General features: G+C 38.6%; 13 protein-coding genes, 1 tRNA gene and 1 pseudogene. 2 read left to right on the forward strand and 13 right to left on the reverse strand.

The annotated features are described in order from the left end of the window. Nucleotides 1–9: 9 nt before the first annotated feature. From ACFSQJ_RS19890 to ACFSQJ_RS05205, 3 genes and pseudogenes are all read right to left on the reverse strand, one after another. The gene (locus ACFSQJ_RS19890) at nucleotides 10–720 is read right to left on the reverse strand and encodes a DUF7829 domain-containing protein (RefSeq protein WP_449257569.1); all 711 of its coding nucleotides are present in this window, start codon (nucleotides 718–720) and stop codon (nucleotides 10–12) included. 195 nt (nucleotides 721–915) lie between these two features. Beyond that, nucleotides 916–1557 (reverse strand): annotated as a pseudogene (locus ACFSQJ_RS19895) (DUF6035 family protein); the annotation flags it as partial. 137 nt (nucleotides 1558–1694) lie between these two features. Next, a complete protein-coding gene (locus ACFSQJ_RS05205) occupies nucleotides 1695–2570 on the reverse strand; it encodes a HEPN domain-containing protein (protein WP_339337014.1) in 876 nt (291 codons plus the stop codon). A gap of 162 nt (nucleotides 2571–2732) precedes the next feature. Here ACFSQJ_RS05205 and ACFSQJ_RS05210 point away from each other — a divergent pair, with 162 nt between their 5' ends. Together ACFSQJ_RS05210 and ACFSQJ_RS05215 are read left to right on the forward strand one after the other, a co-directional pair. Continuing rightward, on the forward strand, nucleotides 2733–6521 hold the full coding sequence (locus ACFSQJ_RS05210; RefSeq protein ID WP_339337013.1) for a hypothetical protein: 3789 nt from the start codon (nucleotides 2733–2735) through the stop codon (nucleotides 6519–6521). 244 nt (nucleotides 6522–6765) lie between these two features. Beyond that, nucleotides 6766–6838, forward strand: a tRNA-Met gene (locus tag ACFSQJ_RS05215). A 236-nt stretch (nucleotides 6839–7074) separates the two neighbouring features. Here the strand turns inward: ACFSQJ_RS05215 and ACFSQJ_RS05220 are convergent. The 10 genes from ACFSQJ_RS05220 to ACFSQJ_RS05265 form a co-directional block, all read right to left on the reverse strand. Then, nucleotides 7075–8172 carry an SMP-30/gluconolactonase/LRE family protein gene (locus ACFSQJ_RS05220; protein WP_377765896.1) on the reverse strand — a complete coding sequence of 366 codons (1098 nt, stop codon included), beginning with the start codon at nucleotides 8170–8172 and terminating at the stop codon, nucleotides 7075–7077. Between the two features lie 17 nt (nucleotides 8173–8189). Further along, the gene (dgoD, locus tag ACFSQJ_RS05225; RefSeq protein WP_449257567.1) at nucleotides 8190–9350 is read right to left on the reverse strand and encodes a galactonate dehydratase; all 1161 of its coding nucleotides are present in this window, start codon (nucleotides 9348–9350) and stop codon (nucleotides 8190–8192) included. Further along, the gene (locus tag ACFSQJ_RS05230) at nucleotides 9347–9976 is read right to left on the reverse strand and encodes a bifunctional 4-hydroxy-2-oxoglutarate aldolase/2-dehydro-3-deoxy-phosphogluconate aldolase (RefSeq protein ID WP_377765897.1); all 630 of its coding nucleotides are present in this window, start codon (nucleotides 9974–9976) and stop codon (nucleotides 9347–9349) included. The genes dgoD and ACFSQJ_RS05230 overlap by 4 nt, the downstream gene beginning before the upstream one ends. Continuing rightward, on the reverse strand, nucleotides 9973–10980 hold the full coding sequence (locus tag ACFSQJ_RS05235; RefSeq protein ID WP_377765898.1) for a PfkB family carbohydrate kinase: 1008 nt from the start codon (nucleotides 10978–10980) through the stop codon (nucleotides 9973–9975). Before ACFSQJ_RS05235 ends, ACFSQJ_RS05230 begins: the two co-directional genes overlap by 4 nt. A gap of 61 nt (nucleotides 10981–11041) precedes the next feature. Continuing rightward, on the reverse strand, nucleotides 11042–11851 hold the full coding sequence (gene budA, locus ACFSQJ_RS05240; RefSeq protein WP_377765899.1) for an acetolactate decarboxylase: 810 nt from the start codon (nucleotides 11849–11851) through the stop codon (nucleotides 11042–11044). A 53-nt stretch (nucleotides 11852–11904) separates the two neighbouring features. Next, nucleotides 11905–14100 carry a hypothetical protein gene (locus ACFSQJ_RS05245; RefSeq protein ID WP_377765900.1) on the reverse strand — a complete coding sequence of 732 codons (2196 nt, stop codon included), beginning with the start codon at nucleotides 14098–14100 and terminating at the stop codon, nucleotides 11905–11907. Nucleotides 14101–14229: 129 nt separating this feature from the next. Beyond that, a complete protein-coding gene (locus ACFSQJ_RS05250) occupies nucleotides 14230–14412 on the reverse strand; it encodes a CPXCG motif-containing cysteine-rich protein (RefSeq protein ID WP_377765901.1) in 183 nt (60 codons plus the stop codon). A 1-nt stretch (nucleotide 14413) separates the two neighbouring features. Beyond that, complete coding sequence (locus ACFSQJ_RS05255) at nucleotides 14414–15736, reverse strand: TolC family protein (protein WP_377765902.1); 1323 nt, start codon at nucleotides 15734–15736, stop codon at nucleotides 14414–14416. Between the two features lie 10 nt (nucleotides 15737–15746). Continuing rightward, a complete protein-coding gene (locus ACFSQJ_RS05260; protein ID WP_377765903.1) occupies nucleotides 15747–18974 on the reverse strand; it encodes an efflux RND transporter permease subunit in 3228 nt (1075 codons plus the stop codon). Beyond that, the gene (locus ACFSQJ_RS05265; RefSeq protein WP_377765904.1) at nucleotides 18971–20107 is read right to left on the reverse strand and encodes an efflux RND transporter periplasmic adaptor subunit; all 1137 of its coding nucleotides are present in this window, start codon (nucleotides 20105–20107) and stop codon (nucleotides 18971–18973) included. The genes ACFSQJ_RS05260 and ACFSQJ_RS05265 overlap by 4 nt, the downstream gene beginning before the upstream one ends. Nucleotides 20108–20230: the final 123 nt, after the last annotated feature.

Consider the following 20230-nt stretch of genomic DNA (forward strand, 5'->3'; position numbering starts at 1 on the left):
AAATTCCAACTACCATTCGGATTCTTCTTTTTTCAATTCAGGATATAGGACGTTGAGCAAGGGTATGCAATCAACTTTCTGTTTTGGATTCGTAGCATGGAACTTTGCCAACTTTTTATGAAATGTTTTCTTTTTGTCCAATAGCATCAATTTTTCCCAGATACCATAGTTCTTAAAGGCCTTTTCGATGTAACTCCAATAGTCGGTATAACTATGAATAGCATTGTTTGCAAAGGCTATCCATTGATTTTTCTGGTATCTGTAGCCAATAATCTCATCTCTTTTTGCGCTTTCAATTATGCAAATAAGAGGTTTGTGTTCGAAAAGTTCATCGATCATATAACTGCTATTAAGCTCATTTGCCAAACGAAAAATTATTAATGTCGATTCGTATTCAACAGGATCTGTTTCGATTTGGGCCAATATTGTTTCGTCCTCTTTTTTTAGTGTATATCCTTTTCGGATAAGCTTTCTTAAAAGCCACATTTTATGCTCAATAGCTTTATTTCTAAACATCGTTCCAAGAAGCGTAGCATTGTCCTTTGATTTTTCGTTTAAATCGATTTCCAAATATGCACTATCGATCATATGCTCAAGAAAACCCATATGGCCCTTTTTTGCAATTGAAAACCAATGGTGGATTCTTGGCTGACCATCTTTAGGTTTAAAAGCATCGGAATCATTCAATACAGATAGTTCGAATTCGTCCAAAGCTTCCATGTGTTCTTCGATTGAAGAAAAATTATAACCTTTACTTTGCCATAAGAATCGAAGGTCATCTATTATAGAACTTGCTTTTTCTTCCGCCACTACCTGCCTTCGATGCTCTTGATTTTTGATTTCCTCTTGCTTTTCCTTTTGAAGAAGTTTGGCATGTTCCTTCTCTCTAATCTTCAATTTTCCTCCATAGTCAAAATAATAAATCTGATAGGATTCAACATTGAACTTGAGTTGCTGAATGCTGACTGATTTTTCCAGCCATTTGCTGAGCAATTTATTGTCATCCGTCAGAAATGGATATTTGTACGTACACAGTAATCTAAAAGGTTCTGATTCTTCATCCAGTTTGAAGAAGTTTTGATAATCCGTAAGATATTTGATATCGCGTTCCATTTGTCGCTGGCCATGAACATCAAAATCATCCAATATCCAAATTAGAAAGATTCCTTTCCGTTTGTAAAAATCATGGCGGTCATAGATATAGCGCAGGGATAAATCGGATAACTGTATTTCGAAAACCAGTTCTTTGTACAAATATTTACAATACACATCGGGCCTGCGTTTTTCATTTTCGTCGTAAATAAAGGTATCGTCCACGCAGATAGAATGAACACCATCAATGTTGGATAGTTTTTCGGCTATTTTGTTCTTGAGTGTTTTATGCCTTGCACTTTCTTTTCCCCGATAAAGCTGTGCCATTTGGTCCGTTTCCTCTTGCGATAGGTTGGCTTCTTTTAAATAACAGAACGACGCATTTGGTTGGTGCTTAAAATGAAGTCTATCGTATTTGCTACTGGAAACATTCAACTTTTGGTCACACTCGCAGCAGTAAAGTTCTACTTCATCTCTATGATACTACCTGCGAAGTTCAAATGAATTTTTGGCTGTGTCAAAGACATCATCCGCTTCAAGAATCTCTCCAGAAGTTTTGTCAAATGCTACCTTTATAGATCTTTGAAACGTCATTTCTATTATTAAGGAGTGGTAGGGTTCGAAAACAAGTTTTGTAACTCTTGTTTTTTTACATTCAATTTCTGCAATCGAAGTATCGCCTCCTTTAACAATTCCATAAAATCCAGTTGCTTTTGTACAATTGGCAGTTCATTGATATAGATGCTCTCTGGATTGATTCCATTTTTAGGATACCTTGTCAATGAACTATGTTGAATGGTCAATAGCGCACAGAAGTAAAACGTATAATCAATAAATATAGAATCAAGTTGAATCGGAAAATAATGGCGCATTAAATTTTGAAAATATATATCCGATTTTTTCTCATCCGCAAGCAATTCCATGATTTCCTTTTCTGTTTTTGAAGCATCTCCCGTACCAAATTGGCCAATGTATTTTGCCATGGCTTGCATTTGGGATCTAAGTGTTGAATTGCTATTTTCAGGAAACTGATACGCTATGGTTTTTAACCCTTTTAGCAATTCTAGATAGCCATCGAGATCTTCCAATGTAAAATTGACCAAATCGTAATTTTTCAAACTGTCTATGACGCGAACGCCATCCGAAATTGATCTATAGTATTTGGCAAAACCTTCATTAGAAAACGGCTCTAAATCCTTTGGCATTGGATAGAGTTCAAGAAGTCCTATTGCAGCCTTCATTTTCTCTTGTTTTTGCACCATAATTTTTCTGGGGATTTTAAATTGATTGTGGGATGCCTCCTCTACTTCCTTTTCTGTAAAATCGCCGGAGAAAAGAGCCGCCGCTTTATTGGCTTTCTCGCTTGCCTGCTGGAACAGGAAATAGGAGTTTCTAAAATGTCCTTTTTGATGCAGTATGATTGCAGATTCCAAATCTTTATAGGCAATATTTAGCCAAGTGTTAACAGCTATTCTCATAAGGGATGTACGCGTTGCGTGAATAATATTGATATTTCAATCAGTTTGTAAAACATAAACCGGCATGCCGATATACTTTCTTAAATTTACGAATAGCAAATGATAAGTTCTTACCATTTTTCAATGGTCATTGACAATTAGTATTGCAAAAAATATCAGCGAATGCAATTAATAGATAGAAAAGATCTAGAAAACTGGGCAGACACTTATGATTCCATGGGCTATCTGCCCTACTTGATGTTGCGTTTGGTAAGGGCTTCTACACCGAATACGACTTTCGTTGATATTCCGTTCGGAAGTGCTGTGACCGTTGGAGGTTGGGACGGAGTTGTAAAATGTTCCGGATGTGGAAACCATGTTCCCGATGGAATTTCATTATGGGAGTTTGGGACAGATTCAAATGTCAAGGGCAAAGCAGAAAAAGAATATTCCAAACGAACTGCCGATCCCTTGGGTTATGACATAGACCAATCCACTTTTGTTTTTGTAACACCAAGATTTTGGAAGTTCAAAGAGAAATGGAGAAAGGAAAAGATTGCCGAAAAGAAATGGAAGGATATAAGGGTATACGACTCTTCTGATTTAGCGCAATGGTTGGATTCAACTATGGCTGTTGCCAGATGGTTCTCAAGTTACATCGGAAAATATCCTATGGACGGTATTGTAACGGCTGATGAATATTGGGAGGAATGGTCTTCAGGACCGGCTGGAATTTTGCCTCCTGAGACGGTTACCTCCGGACGGCAAAAGGAAATGGAATTATTGGCAAATTTTCTAAATGGCAGTCCTGCTATTAAAGGTATTAAGGCTTCTACCAAGGGGGAAGCGATCGCCTTTATCATTGCTTGTGCAAAACAATTTGATCAACCACTGAACGAGACATTCTTTTCTAAAACGCTATTGGTCGATACTGAAGGAAATTATAGAGGTATTCGCATTAACACGACGGCTCTCAACCTAATCCCAAGATTTGAAGACACCCAACCCCTCTATGCGGCAATAGCCAAAGGTCATCATGTGCTTGTTCCGCTCGGAGGGGATGATTCTTTCAATCAAGATACCATTGTGCTCCCAACGATTGAAAAAGATGGACAAGTAGCCAGTCTAATTGATATGGGCCTATCCAGGGAAGAGGCAATAAAGTATTCTAGGGAATCAGGTCGCAACATTACAATTCTAAAAAGGTTGATAGGTTTTCCGCATTTTTCCGCAAATTGGCTATATAAGGAAGATATCCGAGATATAGTACCTGCGTTACTGCTCGGTAGATGGAACGAAAACCACCTTGGAGATAGGGAGCTTCTGGAACAACTATCGGGTCAGACCTATTCTGACTATATCAAGGTCATAGCATACTGGAGGGATATCGATGAGTCTCCGATAATTCAAATAGGCGAAACTTGGAGGCTACTCTCCCCATTGGATGCATGGACGCATTTGGCACCTGTACTACTGGAAGAAGACTTAAAACTTCTAGGGCAGTGCTTTCTAAACGCTTTTCAAAATGGAAATCCCGATATAGAGGATGCCAATCCGTTATTTTCTGACGTACAATATTTAAGTCGGGAGAAAAAATTTTCTGGTTGGGCGCGAGAAGGATTGATACAGTCTTTGATACTGATAGCGCACTTTGGGAAAAATCTTAAAATTCCCCAGCTTGCTATGCCACAAGATTGGGTGGATGGACTACTAAGTCGATTGCTTAATGATGCGGACGGCAAAATTTGGATATCGTTCGATCATGAGTTACCACTAATTTCGGAAGCTTCCCCAGAAGTTTTCCTTAATTCGGTCGATAGATCGCTGTCTAAGGACCCGCCCCCAATTATGGAAATGTTCGAGGAGCATGAAGGGTTCTTATATAAAAATAGTAATCATACCGGTTTGTTGTGGGCATTGGAGGGATTGGCTTGGGCTCCTGAATACTTGTATGAAACAACCGTTCTATTATTAAAGTTATCTAAATTGGATCCAGGTGGAAATTTATCAAATCGACCTATCAATAGCCTTGCAGAAATTTATAAGCCATGGCACTATCAGACCCTCGCTGATTTTTCCGAGAGAATGGATGTATTGAAAAGGGCGGTATTTGAGGAAAAAGAATTAGGTTGGGTACTATTGTTGAGTATGCTGCCCGATAGCTTGGGTGTTGCACAGCCAACCCACAAAATGAGATGGCGTTTGTTTGCCGAGAATCTAAATCTTACGTACACCTATGATGAAATCTTTGGCACATATTCCACTGTCGTCGATTTACTTATTTCAATTTTTGACGACTCCGATGAGAAATTGGCCGAACTGATAAAAAATTCTGTGAAACTTTCCCCGCCTGATAGGGTTAAAATTTTAAAATTGGCGAATCAGAGTGTTCCAGATTTGAAACGTAACAAATTTGTTACTTGGGATGCCATTAGGGAAATCCTAAACCATCATCGGTCACACCCCGAAACCGATTGGGCTTTACCGGAAAAAGTATTGGCTGATTATGAAGACCTCTACAAAAAACTAGAGCCTCAAAATACCGTCAAAAGACATATATGGCTTTTTAACGACCACTGGCCCCATTTTCCAGAGGGCTTTAAAGATGTTGAAGATCTGGCCGTCGATCGTTATAAAACACAGGAAATAAAGATTGACGAAGAAAGAGAAAAAGGTTTAAAGGCTATTTTAAAGGAAGTGGGCATTGGAAAAACTCTTGAATTAGCTTCCGACGTTAAGGAGAAATGGAGTTTTGGCAAGGCGTTGGCCAATATAACGGATAACCATGGATCTGTGTTGACAGTAGTACTAAAACTTCTGAAAACAGGAGATTTTGAAGAATGGTTTGTGCACAGCTACATATACTTTAAGGTTCACGAGAATGGTTTTGAGTGGCTTTTGAAATTTTATGAAGGAATAAAAGGAGATTTTAGCAATGAACAGTTGGCGCATTTGTTCATACCATTGGATCAATCGAAAGAACTTTGGGATTTCATAGACGACACTAAGGACGAATTGGTCGAAAAATATTGGCTCAACATGTTACCTAGATTTCATAATTTAAGCCAAAAAGAAAAAATATATGGTACAGAACGGCTGATATATTTTAAGAGATTTTTTACAATTATCAATAGTGGACATACAATTTTTAAGGACATCCCATCGGATTTGTTGGTTGAACTATTAGAGAAAACGGCCTTAGTCAAGGCAAATGAAAAAGTCAACTTCAGGGAATATGAACTCTCCAAAATTTTTGAGGTGCTTGACGCAAGGAACGATGTTGAGCACCAAAAGCTCATAAACTTAGAATGGTTGTATCTTCCTGTGTTGGCAAGGTATGGTGCCCACAGAAGTCCAAAAATTCTTCATAAAGAACTTTCTGAAAACCCGGATTTCTTTATTGAATTGTTAAAGTGGGCTTATAGGCCGAAAGCTAACGATAGAGCAGAGGCCGAAGCAAAAGACACTTCTGATCCGGATATTCAGGAGCGTGCAAAACAAGCCTATCAGCTTTTGAGTTCATGGAAAGGTATTCCTGGGGTTGGAACAGATGGAACCATTGACACGGATAAATTGTTGAGCTGGATCGATCGCGTAAGAAGTTTGGCCAAGAAAGCAGATCGTATCGAGGTAGCTGATGCACAAATAGGGCAAAGTTTGGCTCAGTATCCGGAAACCGATATGGAATGGCCGCCCGATGAAATCTGCAAAATTATCGAGCGAATAAATACGGATAGCTTAAAAAGGAATTTTTCAAGTGCCACCAGCAACAAGAGAAGTTTTTCCTCAAGGGGTGCCTTAGAAGGCGGCGACATAGAACGTAATAAAGCCAAGTATTTCAATAAATTGGCTTCAAGGATAAAATCAAAATATCCTAATGTTGCCGCGATACTTCAAAGGTTATCAAAAAGATATTTGATAGACGCAAAAAGAATGGATGATCGCGCTGAAAGAGATAAATTGGAGTATTGACCCAAATTTTAAGAATCCTCCTTTTCTGAGGGTGTAAACAGAGCTTCTGTCTGAAATAAAATTAATGTCGCCATGATTGCCCACAAGTGAAGGTGGTATAATTATTTCTAAAAAATCTATACGAATCTTTTTGAAACAAAACTTTTTTATGATACTTTTACCGTATATGAAACCGCATACGCTGTATGTAGTTCATGAAATTTAAGCGATTATTAACTCGCTGTTAATTAAAGAGTTATAAAACCGCGGGATAGAGCAGTAGGTAGCTCGTCGGGCTCATAACCCGAAGGTCGCTGGTTCGAGTCCAGTCCCCGCTACTAAGAAAACCAGCTAAATTTAGCTGGTTTTTATTTGCGCAAAAGTCAAACCTGTTTGTGCATTAGAGCGAATAAAAAACAAAGCAGACACGAAGTGGCTGGTGGTATTCTTAGTTAAGCCACCCCAAGGCCGATTGCAGAATGAAATGAAGCAATGAATCCAGTCCCCGCTGCAAAAGAAAAAGCCTTTCAAAAAATGGAAGGCTTTTTCTTTATAATTTGCCCTCTAAATAAATCTATTTAAGATCTATAGCCGTAATGTAATTGTGGGTAGTCATAAAAAGCATTTTCTCATCTGTTCTTAAAGCACAATTTGCAGTTAATTGACCAGTATATACCCTTGCCAACAATTTACCTTCCATATTAAAAATCAATAAGCCCCGTGGACCAGTTGCAAGTACATAACCTGATTTTGTAATCTTTATACCATCCGGAAGACCTTGGTAACCTTCTTTGACCAACATATGGCCCACAGTATAAAATGTTTTTTTGTTGGATACTTTACCAGGTGATTCAATATCATAACTATAGTACGCCGGTTTCTCTATATTGGAAACGGCGACCATAAGTTTTTTTCCATCAGGGGAAAGGCACAAGCCATTCGGGTATTTCAGTTCTTTATCCAACAATATCAGCTCTCCGGTTGTAAGTAAGCAGTATACTCCTTGAAAATCCAACTCCTTTTTAGAGTCCTCTAATAATCCAGGTAGCCCATAAGGCGGATCTGTAAAATAAAGGTTTCCTTGTGCATCAAAAGCACCATCATTAGGGCTATTCAATCTTAGACCCTTGTAGTTATCCGCTAAAAACTCATAGTCTGCTCTAGGGGACTCTATCGGTGCTTTCATTTTACCCACAGCCCTATTACCGTGTTGCATTAAGATCAATTCTCCTTTGTTACTTAAGAGTAATCCGTTAGATCCCGGTTCTGCCCCCGTAAAATCATCACCCGACATTCCTGTCGGGTGCAGATAGGTAAGTGTATCCAAAGCTTTATCCAACTTATAGACCTTATTGTTAGGAATATCTGAAAACAATAAAAATTCACCTTCGTTGACCCATAGAGGACCTTCCGTCCACGTAAAACCACTAGCCAAAATATTAATTTTGGTATCGGCGCTTATTATTCCTAATGCTTCATCATCAAAAATCTCTACACCAAACATTGACTCCATTTCTTCCCTTGATCTAGGCTCCCATAATGCTCTCTGTGTTTTTAATTCTGTAATTGAATAGCCTTCATCATTTTCTGTTTTGACCTCTTGTTTTTGAGTTTCTTTACAGGAGCAAAGAAGTATTGAACAAAAAAATAGTAATCCTGAAAATTGTTTCATTATTTTAAATCTATAATCTACCATTCGTTAAAATTTCCATCTTTACCGCGCCAAATAGGATTGCTCCAATCATGGCCTATTTTAGCCCCTTCAATCAATTTTTCTTCGTTTATCGCTACACCAAGGCCGGGTTTATCAAAGAGCTTGATATGACCATCTTCAAGGTCAAAAACCTCGGGATTCAAAACATAGTCTAACAAATCAAAGCCCTGGTTGTAGTGGATACCTATACTATTTTCTTGTATTATGGCATTTGCCGATACAAAATCTACATGCAATGCAGAAGCCAATGAAATGGGTCCTAGAGGACAATGGGGTGCCAAGGTTACGTCATAGGCTTCAGCCATAGTAGCAATACGTCGTACTTCTGAAATTCCACCAGCATGGCTTAGATCTGGTTGAATAATATCTACCGTTCCCTGTTCAAATAAGGGCTTAAAATCCCAACGGGAAAACATACGCTCGCCAGTGGCTATCGGAATACTCGTATAATTGTAAATATGCTTTAGCGCTTCATTGTTTTCACTTAAAACGGGTTCTTCAATAAACAAAGGCTCAAAGGGAGCTAGTTCATCTATTAAGCGTTTCACCATACCCTTGTGAATTCTTCCGTGAAAATCTAACCCCACGTCTAAATCATATCCAAATTCTTCTCTGAGCAGTTTTATGTTATTAGAAACTGTTTTCACTTCTTTCATGGAGGAAATCCAATCCATTCCTCCGGTAGCATTCATTTTTACCGCCTTAAACCCCATCTTCATCTTCTCATGTGCTTGCTCTAGCACAACATCAGGGTTATCGCCCCCGATCCAACAATACATTTTCATCTGATGCCTCACAGCACCACCTAGAAGCTCATGAACCGGAATGTCCAGTGCTTTTCCCTTAATATCCCAAAGGGCTTGGTCTATCCCCGAAATCGCACTCATTAGCACTGGCCCGCCGCGATAAAATCCACCACGATAAAATACCTGCCAAATATCCTCAATATTTTTAGCCGACTTACCGATAAGATATTTTTCCATTTCCTTTACACAGGCCTCAACTGTAGATGCCTTACCTTCTACTACCGGCTCTCCCCAACCAATAATTCCGTCTTTAGTAGTTATTTTAAGGAACAACCATCTTGGAGGCACCTTAAATAAGTCTATTTTTTCAATTATCAATGAATCACTCATTCGTGTATCGTTTTTATCACATCTTTTGCCAAGGAAACAATGCTATCAAAATCTGATTGGTTATGAATAGGTTTTACCAAATTTCCACCGAGACCGAAACCTTCAACACCAGCCCCTTTCCATTCGGGAATGGTATCAATAGCCATTCCGCCGACGGCGAAAAATTTCACTTCACTCAACGGCCCCTTTACGGCTTTAAAATATTTTACGCCCATACTGGCAATAGGAAATAATTTTATGATATCGGCACCGATCTCAACGGCCCGACAAATTTCCGTTGGGGTCAGTGCACCCATTAATACAGGGACATTATTCTTATGGGCCACTTCGACAACTTTAGCATTTGTATTGGGTGTTACCAAAAATTGAGCTCCCGCCGTAACGGCCCTATTTGCTATTTCTGAATTGATGACCGTTCCGGCACCCACAAGAACATTTGGATATTTGGTTCTGGCCTTAGCGATTTCTTCAAGAAAACCAGGGGTATTTGATGTTATTTCTAAAACCTTAATTCCACCGGCCACTAAGGCATCAACGACCTTGGGGATATATTCTTGTTTATTCAATCGAATAACAACAACCAGTTTATGGCTATTAATAATTTGTACTATATCGTTTCTTGTCATCTTAATACGTGTCCTGATGTGTTACCATCCATTATAGAAAGTATTTCGTTTTCGGTACTTGTATGTTGGTCTCCTTTAATCGTATGTTTTAAAGCAAAAGCGGCCGTAGCAAAATCGACACACTTCTGTGAACTCCACTTCTTACTCAAACCATGCAAAAACCCTGCAGCAAAGGCATCACCTGTTCCAAAGCGGTCTAAAACATTTACGTTATAGGTGCTTGAAGTTGTTAGTTCTCCATCAACCGAACATATTCCGGAAAGTCTATTCTCACTGGCAGAATCGTGTTCCCTAATCGTAAACGCAAGATTCTTGACGCCAAATTTTTCCTTGGCTTTTTCTAATGCCCTTTCAGTTCTACTATAAGCATTTTCACCTTCAAAAGACATCTTATATACATCTTGAATTACCCCGGAATTACCAAAAAGTAAATTCGTATGTTCTAAAATGGAGTCAAAAATATGTCTTGCATCATTTTTATCCTTCCAAAGTGTACGCCTAAAATTCATATCAAAACTGACTTTTACACCCATTGCCTTAGCTATTCTGGCTGCTTTAACGGTCTCTTCAGCACAACTTTTAGATAAAGCAGGAGTAATGCCTGAAATAAAAAGCCATTGTTTTCCCTTTAGAATACTTTGCCAGTCAAATTCATTGGATGAGATGGTGCTTATGGCAGAATCGGCTCTATCATAGACCACGCTAGAAGGTCTTATTGATGAACCGATTTCAATAAAATAAGCGCCTATTCTTTTTCCACCTCTCAATATATCTTCTGTTCTCACACCAAAACCTTGCAAAGACATTAGACAAGCATCGCCAAGGGCGTTCAAAGGCAACTTGGTTACAAACTGCACCTCATTGCCTAAAATGGCAAGGGAACTTGCCACATTAGATTCTGAGCCAGCATAGTTTACTCCAAAACTCTGTGCCGTCCTTATTCTAGTGGCATGATCACTAGGGGTTAAACGGAGCATTATTTCACCAAAAGTTACAAAAGCCATTTAATTATTTTTCATTAAGATAGGAATCTATTGATTCTTATTAGTAATTAAGCGTTGGGGTTCACTGTTTTTTATATTGAAATTCTTTTTCGAAACCTACCTGCTTATAAGCTTCTGTTTGGGGTAACACAAATTGATATTCATGAATCTCATCGATTTCGATTTTTAGGTTTTTTGCCTCAAACTCCATAACATGACCTGCAAATTCCTTATCGTCAGAAATAAAATGTAGATGATATCCTGATGCATTGATATCTCCTATAAATTCAGGACAGAAAAAGCCCACCATTGTACCTGAAAAATTTTCCCTTTCAAAAATTGGTCTATTCGGAATCAAAATATCCAATCCGTCATTAAATGGTTTTGCCTGCTTATGCAGACCGCCGCATTTCATTCTTTTAAACTCGCCATGAATTTTAAAAGCGTAGAACATATTCTTAGATGATAATTTGCGATTTATATGTTTTCGTAAAGTTTCATAATCGGCGACCGATTCCAATTCAAAAGAATCGTCAACATCAAAAAATGTGGCATTGGCATAAACCACCTTAGTGGTGTCATTCGGGATAACTACAGTGCCATCTTCTTTTGCCTGGTAGAGTTCTCCATCCAACATTATGAGTTCTCCATCCAATAAATTATAGGATCCCAAACCAATGTCCCCATTTGCCTTTACTTCAGCCGCGGTAATGTCACCTTCAAAAATCTTATTTACAAAAGCATGCCAAATGGAATAGTGGTAAAATTTATCAGACTTTTCATTTTCCATTTCCGATTTAGAGAAATTATCCTTCTCGCCCTCATTTTTGCAGTGCAGAAAAAGCAGAACAATGCAACAACCGAAGACTATTTTTATGATGTTTTTTATCATTAATTACTCTCTTTTTAAAAACAATTGGCTTCTAAAACTTTATTTGACAGCCATTATCGCATTGCTTTTACTTCATTCAAATCTTCTACAACTTCTAAGGTGAGCGCATTCCAATCCAATAAATTAGTGCGCGCCAACATTTGGGGTCTATAGTTTGCGCTAGAAACCTCAGCATACTTTTTCCAATGTTTCACCGCAGTTTCCAGCAGCGAAATTGCTTCTTCATGAAATGACTTCGTATCTTCTTTCATGTAAAAGGCCAATGCTACCGCCGCATCTATTTTATCTGCATAGTAGTTGCCCAAATGCCCCATAGCCTTTATATCATCTAAAAGTGTTTTGTTTTCAGAGGATAGCCCATCAGCACCCTCTAGCTTATCGGCACCCATTAATGCCACCTTTGCATATGCTCTTAATTCTTCGGAAACATCTAAAGGGGTCTTGTAAGAGATTTTCAAACCTTCCGTTTTGGCCTTTACATAGTCATTTGGATTAAGCATACCCCCACCTTGAACCGTAGGATTATCCATAAAATCCGTAACCCGTCTGAAACCTCCCTCGACCGGTCTGGCAAGGCATGCTTCAGGAGACCAGAGATGATCCCAATCGCGCCAATGAAAACTATTAACCTTGGGAATAATTCTTGACGCCGATTCCCAAACGGATTTTAACTCTTTTGCAGTAAGACCTTTATGATGTTGTTCTATTTTTCGTTCAAAAAAGTTATCGCTCAAATCATTCTCATACCCCAAGCGCCCCCACAACATAAAATTGTACCAGTGTTTTTTTATTTCTAGTTCACCCGAAAGTTCTTGGCTCTTACTTATAAATTCCCTACCCCATACATAACCGTCGGAGCCATAATAATAACCGGCTGTTTCCTTTTTTGGAAGGTGTCGTAAAAATTCACGCACATAATCGGAATCTCCCCAACGATAAACAAAAATGTCATCGTTTCGTAAGTTCCACCATGACTTCAAATTATAAGATTTCATAGTCTCTAGGTGCGAATTTGCGAATGGAGGATTGGTGATAGAAAACAGTCGAGCTTTAGCGTATTTAAAACTTACTTCAAATGAATCTGGATAGTTTTTGAAGTATTTCATTATTTGGTCCATATCGGAATACCAAACCCTATGAATAAAGGCTACTTCCCTTTTGGGCTGAATAGCTTTAGCATCTATTATGCCCAGGCCATAAGTCTCCCAAAGCCATTGCTCCCTATTGTATCCTTCCCAACTGGGCGGCATGTATTCACCGGCAGTTACTCCTATTCCTTTTACATCAGGATATGTGAGTAAAAATATTTTAACCGCTTCACGGTAATAAGCGATGGTCTTCTTATTGTTGATTTGGTGTGATATACCGTACTTACCTGGTTTTTCTTCCCAAATCTTTCTGCCAAATGTTTTATGATAGGGCTCAACAGGATTTGCGACACTGTTCGGGCAAATATTCCATGTAATCCAATATACATCAATACCTCTCTTTTTTGCGTGGGCCATTACCTTTTTCCAAAAAGCAATCTTTTCATCAATAGTTATTTTTTTTACCGTTTTAAGGTTTTGCATCACATTGGTCGTCACCAACTGAGGATCTCCCCACTCATTTTCCCTACCCAATGGTTTTAGGGTAGTTACCTTAACATCATCTAAAGCGATATCAGGATAATCGGGCAGTTTTATCATAGATGGAAAAGGATGTGGGTTCCACAGCGATAAAGTATTATACCTGTGGATGGCCATATCATCAATAAATTCTTCCCAAAACTCCCAACTCCACATTTCTAAGATATTGCGCTGGGCAGCATCTCCGGAATCATCGTAACTTGGTGTGCGGGCATCTAGTGGAATATTAAATTTGATGCCTCTTTTTTCAAGAAAGGGTTTACACTCTTTATCGGTTATAATTTTATAGATTTCTATTTGTTCAGCAACCTCTAAACCACCATAAAGTAGGCCCTTACCATCACCTCCATAGATATTGACTTGTTTGCCATCGACCCTGACTTTAAATGCCTGGGAAACCAGATTTATAGAATCTAGTTTAAAATGAAAAGTATAACCTGAGAATTTTTCGGAATTGTTTGCGACAGCACTATTTATCCGTTGCTTAGCAAAATCTATATCGACCCTATTTTTCGCGTATAGGTTGGTCTTTAAAAAGAAGCTTATGCCTAACAGAAGAAAAACAAACGCTATTGTTTTTTTCTTCATCGAAAATAGACCGAGACCAATTTGATTACCCATTTTAACAAAGGCTTTGCGCGCCAATTACTATGAATGTTAAAATTAGGCAATGCACCTGCCAAAGGTTTAGCATCATGTTCTAAAGACTAACACAAATGATTAATCTCTGAGCCAATAAAAACCGGAAAGTTATTGCTCAATATCCCTGGCCTCGAAACCTACCAGTTCATTATCTTGAAATTGAGGACTAATTTCAATAGGGTTGCAGCATACCTCACAATCTTCGACATAGGTTTGATTGGAAATGGAAGTATCTAAAAGCATCGATATTTCTTCCCAACAGTATGGGCATTGAAAAAAGTGCTCAAACATCTTATAAAGCTATATTTAACAATTGTCCCGTCAGCTGTAACAGCTGCAGTTCGGCGAGTTTTGCGTTATATTTTGCCAGGTTTTTACTGGTCTTTGCATTTAATAAATTCAACTGTGCTTGGCGAAGTTCTACCGAAGTGATCTGACCGAGTTTATAACGCTCGCTCGAACGTTCATAATTGTTCACAGCTGTGGATACATTCTGTTCTTGCAAACGGTAAATCTGGAGTCTATTTTCATAGTTGCCTTTAGAATTGGCAATATCCCTAAGTATCTCTTGTTTTATCTGCTGTTGCAAGGTTTCTTGAGAATCCAGTAAAATTTTCGCATTCTTGATTTGGGTAATTCCGGTTCCACCATTAAAAAGATTCCATGATAAATTTACCCCGGCAGAAAATCCTGTTGAAGCACTAGAGGCCAAGAAATTTGTAGCAGGAAAATTACCTTCGTTCCACCCATAAGAACCCGTAAGACCTATGGTAGGAAGTAAGACCGATTTCCCGGCCTTTAAATTATAATCATTGATCATGATGTTCTTTTCCGCCTGTAGCATTCGAATATTATTTGACTCACCCTCATTTAAAAACTCCTCTAAAACAATCTTATTTGTAAAGGTTATTGTAGTATCAACCTTAAAGTTAACATCCAAATCTCTGTTCAACAATACGTTCAAATCGCGTTGGGTATTCATTAAGGCCTGTCTTTCGTTCATCAAATTGATACTATCATTTACCAAATCGACCTGGGCGTTTAAAACATCTAATTTGTTATTCTGCCCGTATTCAAAACTGTACTCCGCTCTTTTTAAACGATTTTCTGTATTCTCGTAAGTGTCTTTGAGAACCCCTATATTCTCTGTAATTCTTGCTACCTCAAAATACACAGTAAACAGTTGCAACATGGTAGTTTCGATAGTTTCACGGGCTTGTAGCTCACTTAAATTGTATTCTTCTTTAAGGCGTTTGTAATTGTACCACCTACCCAAACCATCGAATAAGGTATAGTTAAGATTAAGGGAGGCATTGTATCGGGTTGTTTCTGCTCCATCAATGGCCCTTACCGAGCCATCTTGAAATGTGGCCTCTTGATCGTTATTGTCATATGAAGCTCCAGTATTCGCAGTTAGGGAAGGTAAAAAACCAGAATTCAATACCCCTTTATTGTTTTCGGCGACCTTTACATTGTTTTTGGCGATGACGATACCGAAATTGTTCTCTAAAGTGAGTTTTACCGCTTCCTCTTTGGTTAGTTTTTCCTCTTGACCTTGTAATGGAAGTATCAAAACCATTAAAAATATCGGAAGTAAAATGTATGTTGTTCGCATCACGTTTCTTCTAATTATTTTGAGGTTTTTCCGTCAACACCATATGTTCTTCTTCTTTCTGCTCTTTTATAGCGCGTTCTACTTCTTCTTTACTGATTTTATTACCCGTAATCAGCCATTTCACGCCAACTTTTACACTGTTACTAAACGAAAGAAACAACGGTAATAATAACAAAGTTAAAATAGTAGCGAAACCAATTCCGTAAGCAATGGAGATGGCCATAGGTTTTAAAAATTGGGCCTGCCTACTTTTCTCAAGTAATAGCGGTGCCAATCCGGCGATTGTGGTAATAGAGGTTAGAAAAATAGCCCTAAATCTGGAGCGGCCAGCTTCAAAAATAGCATCATCAAAACGCATACCTTCTCTAAGGTTGCCGTTGAATTTGCCAATTAGTACCAATCCGTCATTGACCATAATACCGATGAGTGCAATAATACCCAACATCGAAAGAATATTTATCGGAAAACCATGAATCCAATGCCCCCAAGATACCGCGGTCAGGCTAAAAGGTACCAGAAGCAATAAAAGTAAAGGCTGGCTGAAACTTCTAAAGGTGAAAGCTATGGTGATATAGATTAGAAATAATACTGATAACCCAACAAAATTCAAAGAGTTCATCAGTTTCAATCGTTCTCTGTTTTGCCCTTCATAAGATGCTGTAACCGTAGGGTATTTTGACTGTATCTCTGGCATAATATCATTCTGGATCCAACTCATGATATCAGGCGCACTAGTAGTTTCGGCGTTCTTTAAATCTGCATTAATTTGAATTTCTCTTTGCCCGGCCAAATGATTTATGGCCACATCACCTCGAGCAATTGTATAATTTGCGATTTCTTTTAGGGGTACTCGAGAGCCCGCAGGGGTAACCACACGCATCTCATCCAAATCGGTAATGGAAGATCTGTTTTCTTTATCATAGCGTACCCAAACCCGAATTTCATCTTGTCCGCGTTGAAAGCGTTGTGCCTGAACACCAAAGAATCCTGACCGCACTTGGCTCATCACCATTCTAAGATCTAAACCCAATGCATAGGCATTTTCTTTAAGTTCTAATTGTATTTCTTTTATACCTGCCGGATCATTATCCGCTACATCTTTGAGCAATGAGTTATTGAGTAAGGCGGATTTTAATTCGCCCTTGGCAGCCTTTAACTCTTGAATGTTGTTGCCCAACAAAGAAACTGACACGGGCGAACCACCAAAATTACCGCCCGAACCATAAATTAGACTTTCAACGCCGATTACAGGCCCTACCAGTTCTTCTAACCGAGTCGTAATCAAATCTGCCCTGATGGCATCCGGTCTTTCTTCCCCTGGCAATAAGTTTATTGTCAGCGTTGCGCTTGATGCACCAGGACCTACGTTTTTAATCATATTCTCAAAGAGCATTTTATCAGTACCCTTTAAGTATTTTTCTGTCAGCTCTTGGTTAACGATAACTGCTTTTTCTTCGATTAAGCTGATGATAGAATCTGTAATTTTCTCGTTGGTTCCATTAGGCATCAACAATTCAATTGCTACTCGATCACTCGCAATTCGAGGAAAAAAGGCGGTTCTGATAATTCCGCCACCTATCGAACCAAAAGTGAGTATCAATGCCATTAGAAATAAGGCAAAGGTCAGTATCTTGTATTTTATGGCAAATCGCAGTGCAGGGCTATATAGTTTATCGCGCATCCAGACCATAAATCGGTCTCCTGCTTTATTGATTATCCGAAGTTTTGCAAAAAGTTTTGCAATCCCCTTCTTAGGTTCATCAGACTGTTTTTTTAAAGCTTTTGAGTGGGCCAAATGTGCAGGCAAAATGATAAGGGCCTCTATCAAAGACACCACAAGTGTAAGAATTACTATAACAGAGACCTCACCAAAAAAGTTACCTATTCGACCATCTAGAAAAAGGAAAATAGAAAATGCCAGAATCGTGGTGATAATTGCAGAAACTATTGGCGGAATAACCTCCATCGTTCCATCTACGGCAGCCTGTATCGGGCTTTTTCCTTTTTCGTAATGTTGGTAGATATTTTCTGCTATTACAATACCATCATCTACCAAAATACCTATTACGATAATCATCCCAAATAACGATAACACATTAATAGTAACATCGAAGTACCCAGCAAAAACAAACATCCCTAAAAAAGCCACAGGAAGTCCAAAAGCTACCCAAAATGCCAATCTTGTATTTAGGAATAGGGATAGAAATATGAGAACCAATATCATTCCCACAATGGCATTTTCTGCCAGTAATTCCGTTCGTTGCGTTAGTGTTATAGACCGATCATCTACAATACTTAACCTTACGTTATTATATTTTTGGTTAAAATCTTTTACATATTCTTTTACCTTCTCGGCCGCACCGATCAAATCTTCCGTATTGGTGCTGGTTATTGAAATATTTACCGCTAAATCTCCATTGAAGTAAGATGTATTTGGTGTTTCAGAAAACCGGTCACGTATTTCAGCAACATCTTTTAATCTGATGGAACGCCCTGAAGTATCCCCTCTTACTACAATATTAGAAAGTTCATCACCATAATATGAGCGATTATTGGCTCTAATCAAGTATTCTTCAGCATTTGTTTTGATATTACCCCCAGTTACCAAAATGTTCGCATTTGTTACGGCTTGAGCTACATCACTAAAGGATAGGTTAAAAGCAAGTAGGTCATTTTCATTGACGGCAATTTCTATTTCTTCTTCAGGATATCCGGAAACGGCAATTTGAGAGATACCATCCAAAGCGCGTAGATCATTTTCTACCTGTCTACCGATTTGTTTTAAGGTAGCCAGAGAAATGGCATCGCCACTTATAGCAAAACTGATCGTCTGCCTGACTGCTTCTAGCTTAGAAACTACCAAGGGTTCCATACCTGTAGGGAAAGTGGGTACCCTATCCACAGCATTTTTAACCTCTAACAACATGAAATCGATATCCTGTCCTTTTTCAATTTCCACATTGATGGAACCGGAATTCTCTCTTGAGGTAGATGTAACCCTGTCAACACCTTGAAGTCCTTTTAAGTTGTCTTCAATCTTGAGCACGATGCCTTCTTCGATTTCTTGGGGCGAAGCACCGGGATACGTAATACTTATTAAAACATTTTGGGACTCAGTAAGTGGAAAAAATGAGGATTTTAAAGAATATGCACCAACAATCCCAAATATAAAGAAGGCAATGATGATGACATTAACGGCAACATGATACTTGATAAAGTATTCTATTATCTTTCTCATTTCTTGGTTTTTTCAGCGGTCTCCGCACCGTAAACTTTCACTAGCATTCCCGCATAGGCACCAACTACTGGCTTAGAAATAATCATTTCACCGTTTGGCACATCTTTTAAGACCACTTTTTTGTCAGTGAAGTAAACAGGGGAAACGTTTATTAAATCTAATATAGAATCTCGAACTACATAAACTTTGCTATTATCTACCAAGAGTGAACGGTCGATCTCTATAGCTTCTTTCTCGCTTTTGGCATTGAGTCTTGCCTCTAAATATTGCCCTGCTTTTAAATTCTCACCATTTACTTCGATAAAAGCGGTTATCGTCTGTGACGCCTGATCTACCCTACCGTTCAGTCTTACGACCTTTCCAGTATATGATTGGGTGTTGTTAAGGTTGGCCAATTTAACCTCTGCACCGACCTTTAAAAAATCAGCATAAGTCTTACTTACCGCAACCTCAAGTTCGTAGGCACCTGTTTTGATAAATTCCCCAAGTTTTTGCCCTGCCCTTACCAATGTTCCTTCGGTTACCAAGGCCTCGGTGAGGATGCCCGAAAAAGGAGCTGAAATACTATATTTAGAAAGCCGCTGCTCCAGATTTTTAACGTTATAGTAACTACTAAAGATACCGCGACCTGTAATAAAATATTTTTCCTTATCTGAACTTATTTCTGGAAGTTTCGGTGTGGTTCTGTCTAAATCAAAATTAGCCAAATACTTCTGCCACTTTGGAAAATACTCTGGGTAATCAAGTTGTAGATCTGGCATAATTGAAGTTACCAAATTGTACAGATTGCTTTTTGCCGATTGAACACTTGCATAGTACTCCGAAGCATCTATTCGAATCAGGGTTTGTCCTTGTTTGTATTCTTGACCTGGTTTAAAGAGCTTGCTGCCAGTTTTAAATATACCCTGAACCTCAGCATAGAGCTCTACCCTGTTTTTGGCGACTAGATTGCCATTTGCGGATACCACTATTGGTACCATACCATTTTCGACAGTGTCGACAAATACCGTTTTTATAACCTTCTTAGGTCTTGGCCTTCTGTTTTCCTTACTGTTAATGATGTATTTAGCGGCAAAAATAGATCCTCCGATAATTAGGATTCCTGCCAAGACAGAGATAAGTATTTTACGCATTAAAGCAGTTGATTAGTGTTTGCAAAACTAGTGTCAAGATACTAGCTTATTGGTTAAAGATTTCATAAATGTTTAAGGTTTTGCACAAACTACAAAACAAAAAAAGGGATGCACCTCTGCATC

Origin of the sequence: Croceitalea marina, assembly GCF_042684265.1 — a bacterium.
Classification (GTDB): Bacteria; Bacteroidota; Bacteroidia; order Flavobacteriales; family Flavobacteriaceae; genus Croceitalea; species Croceitalea marina.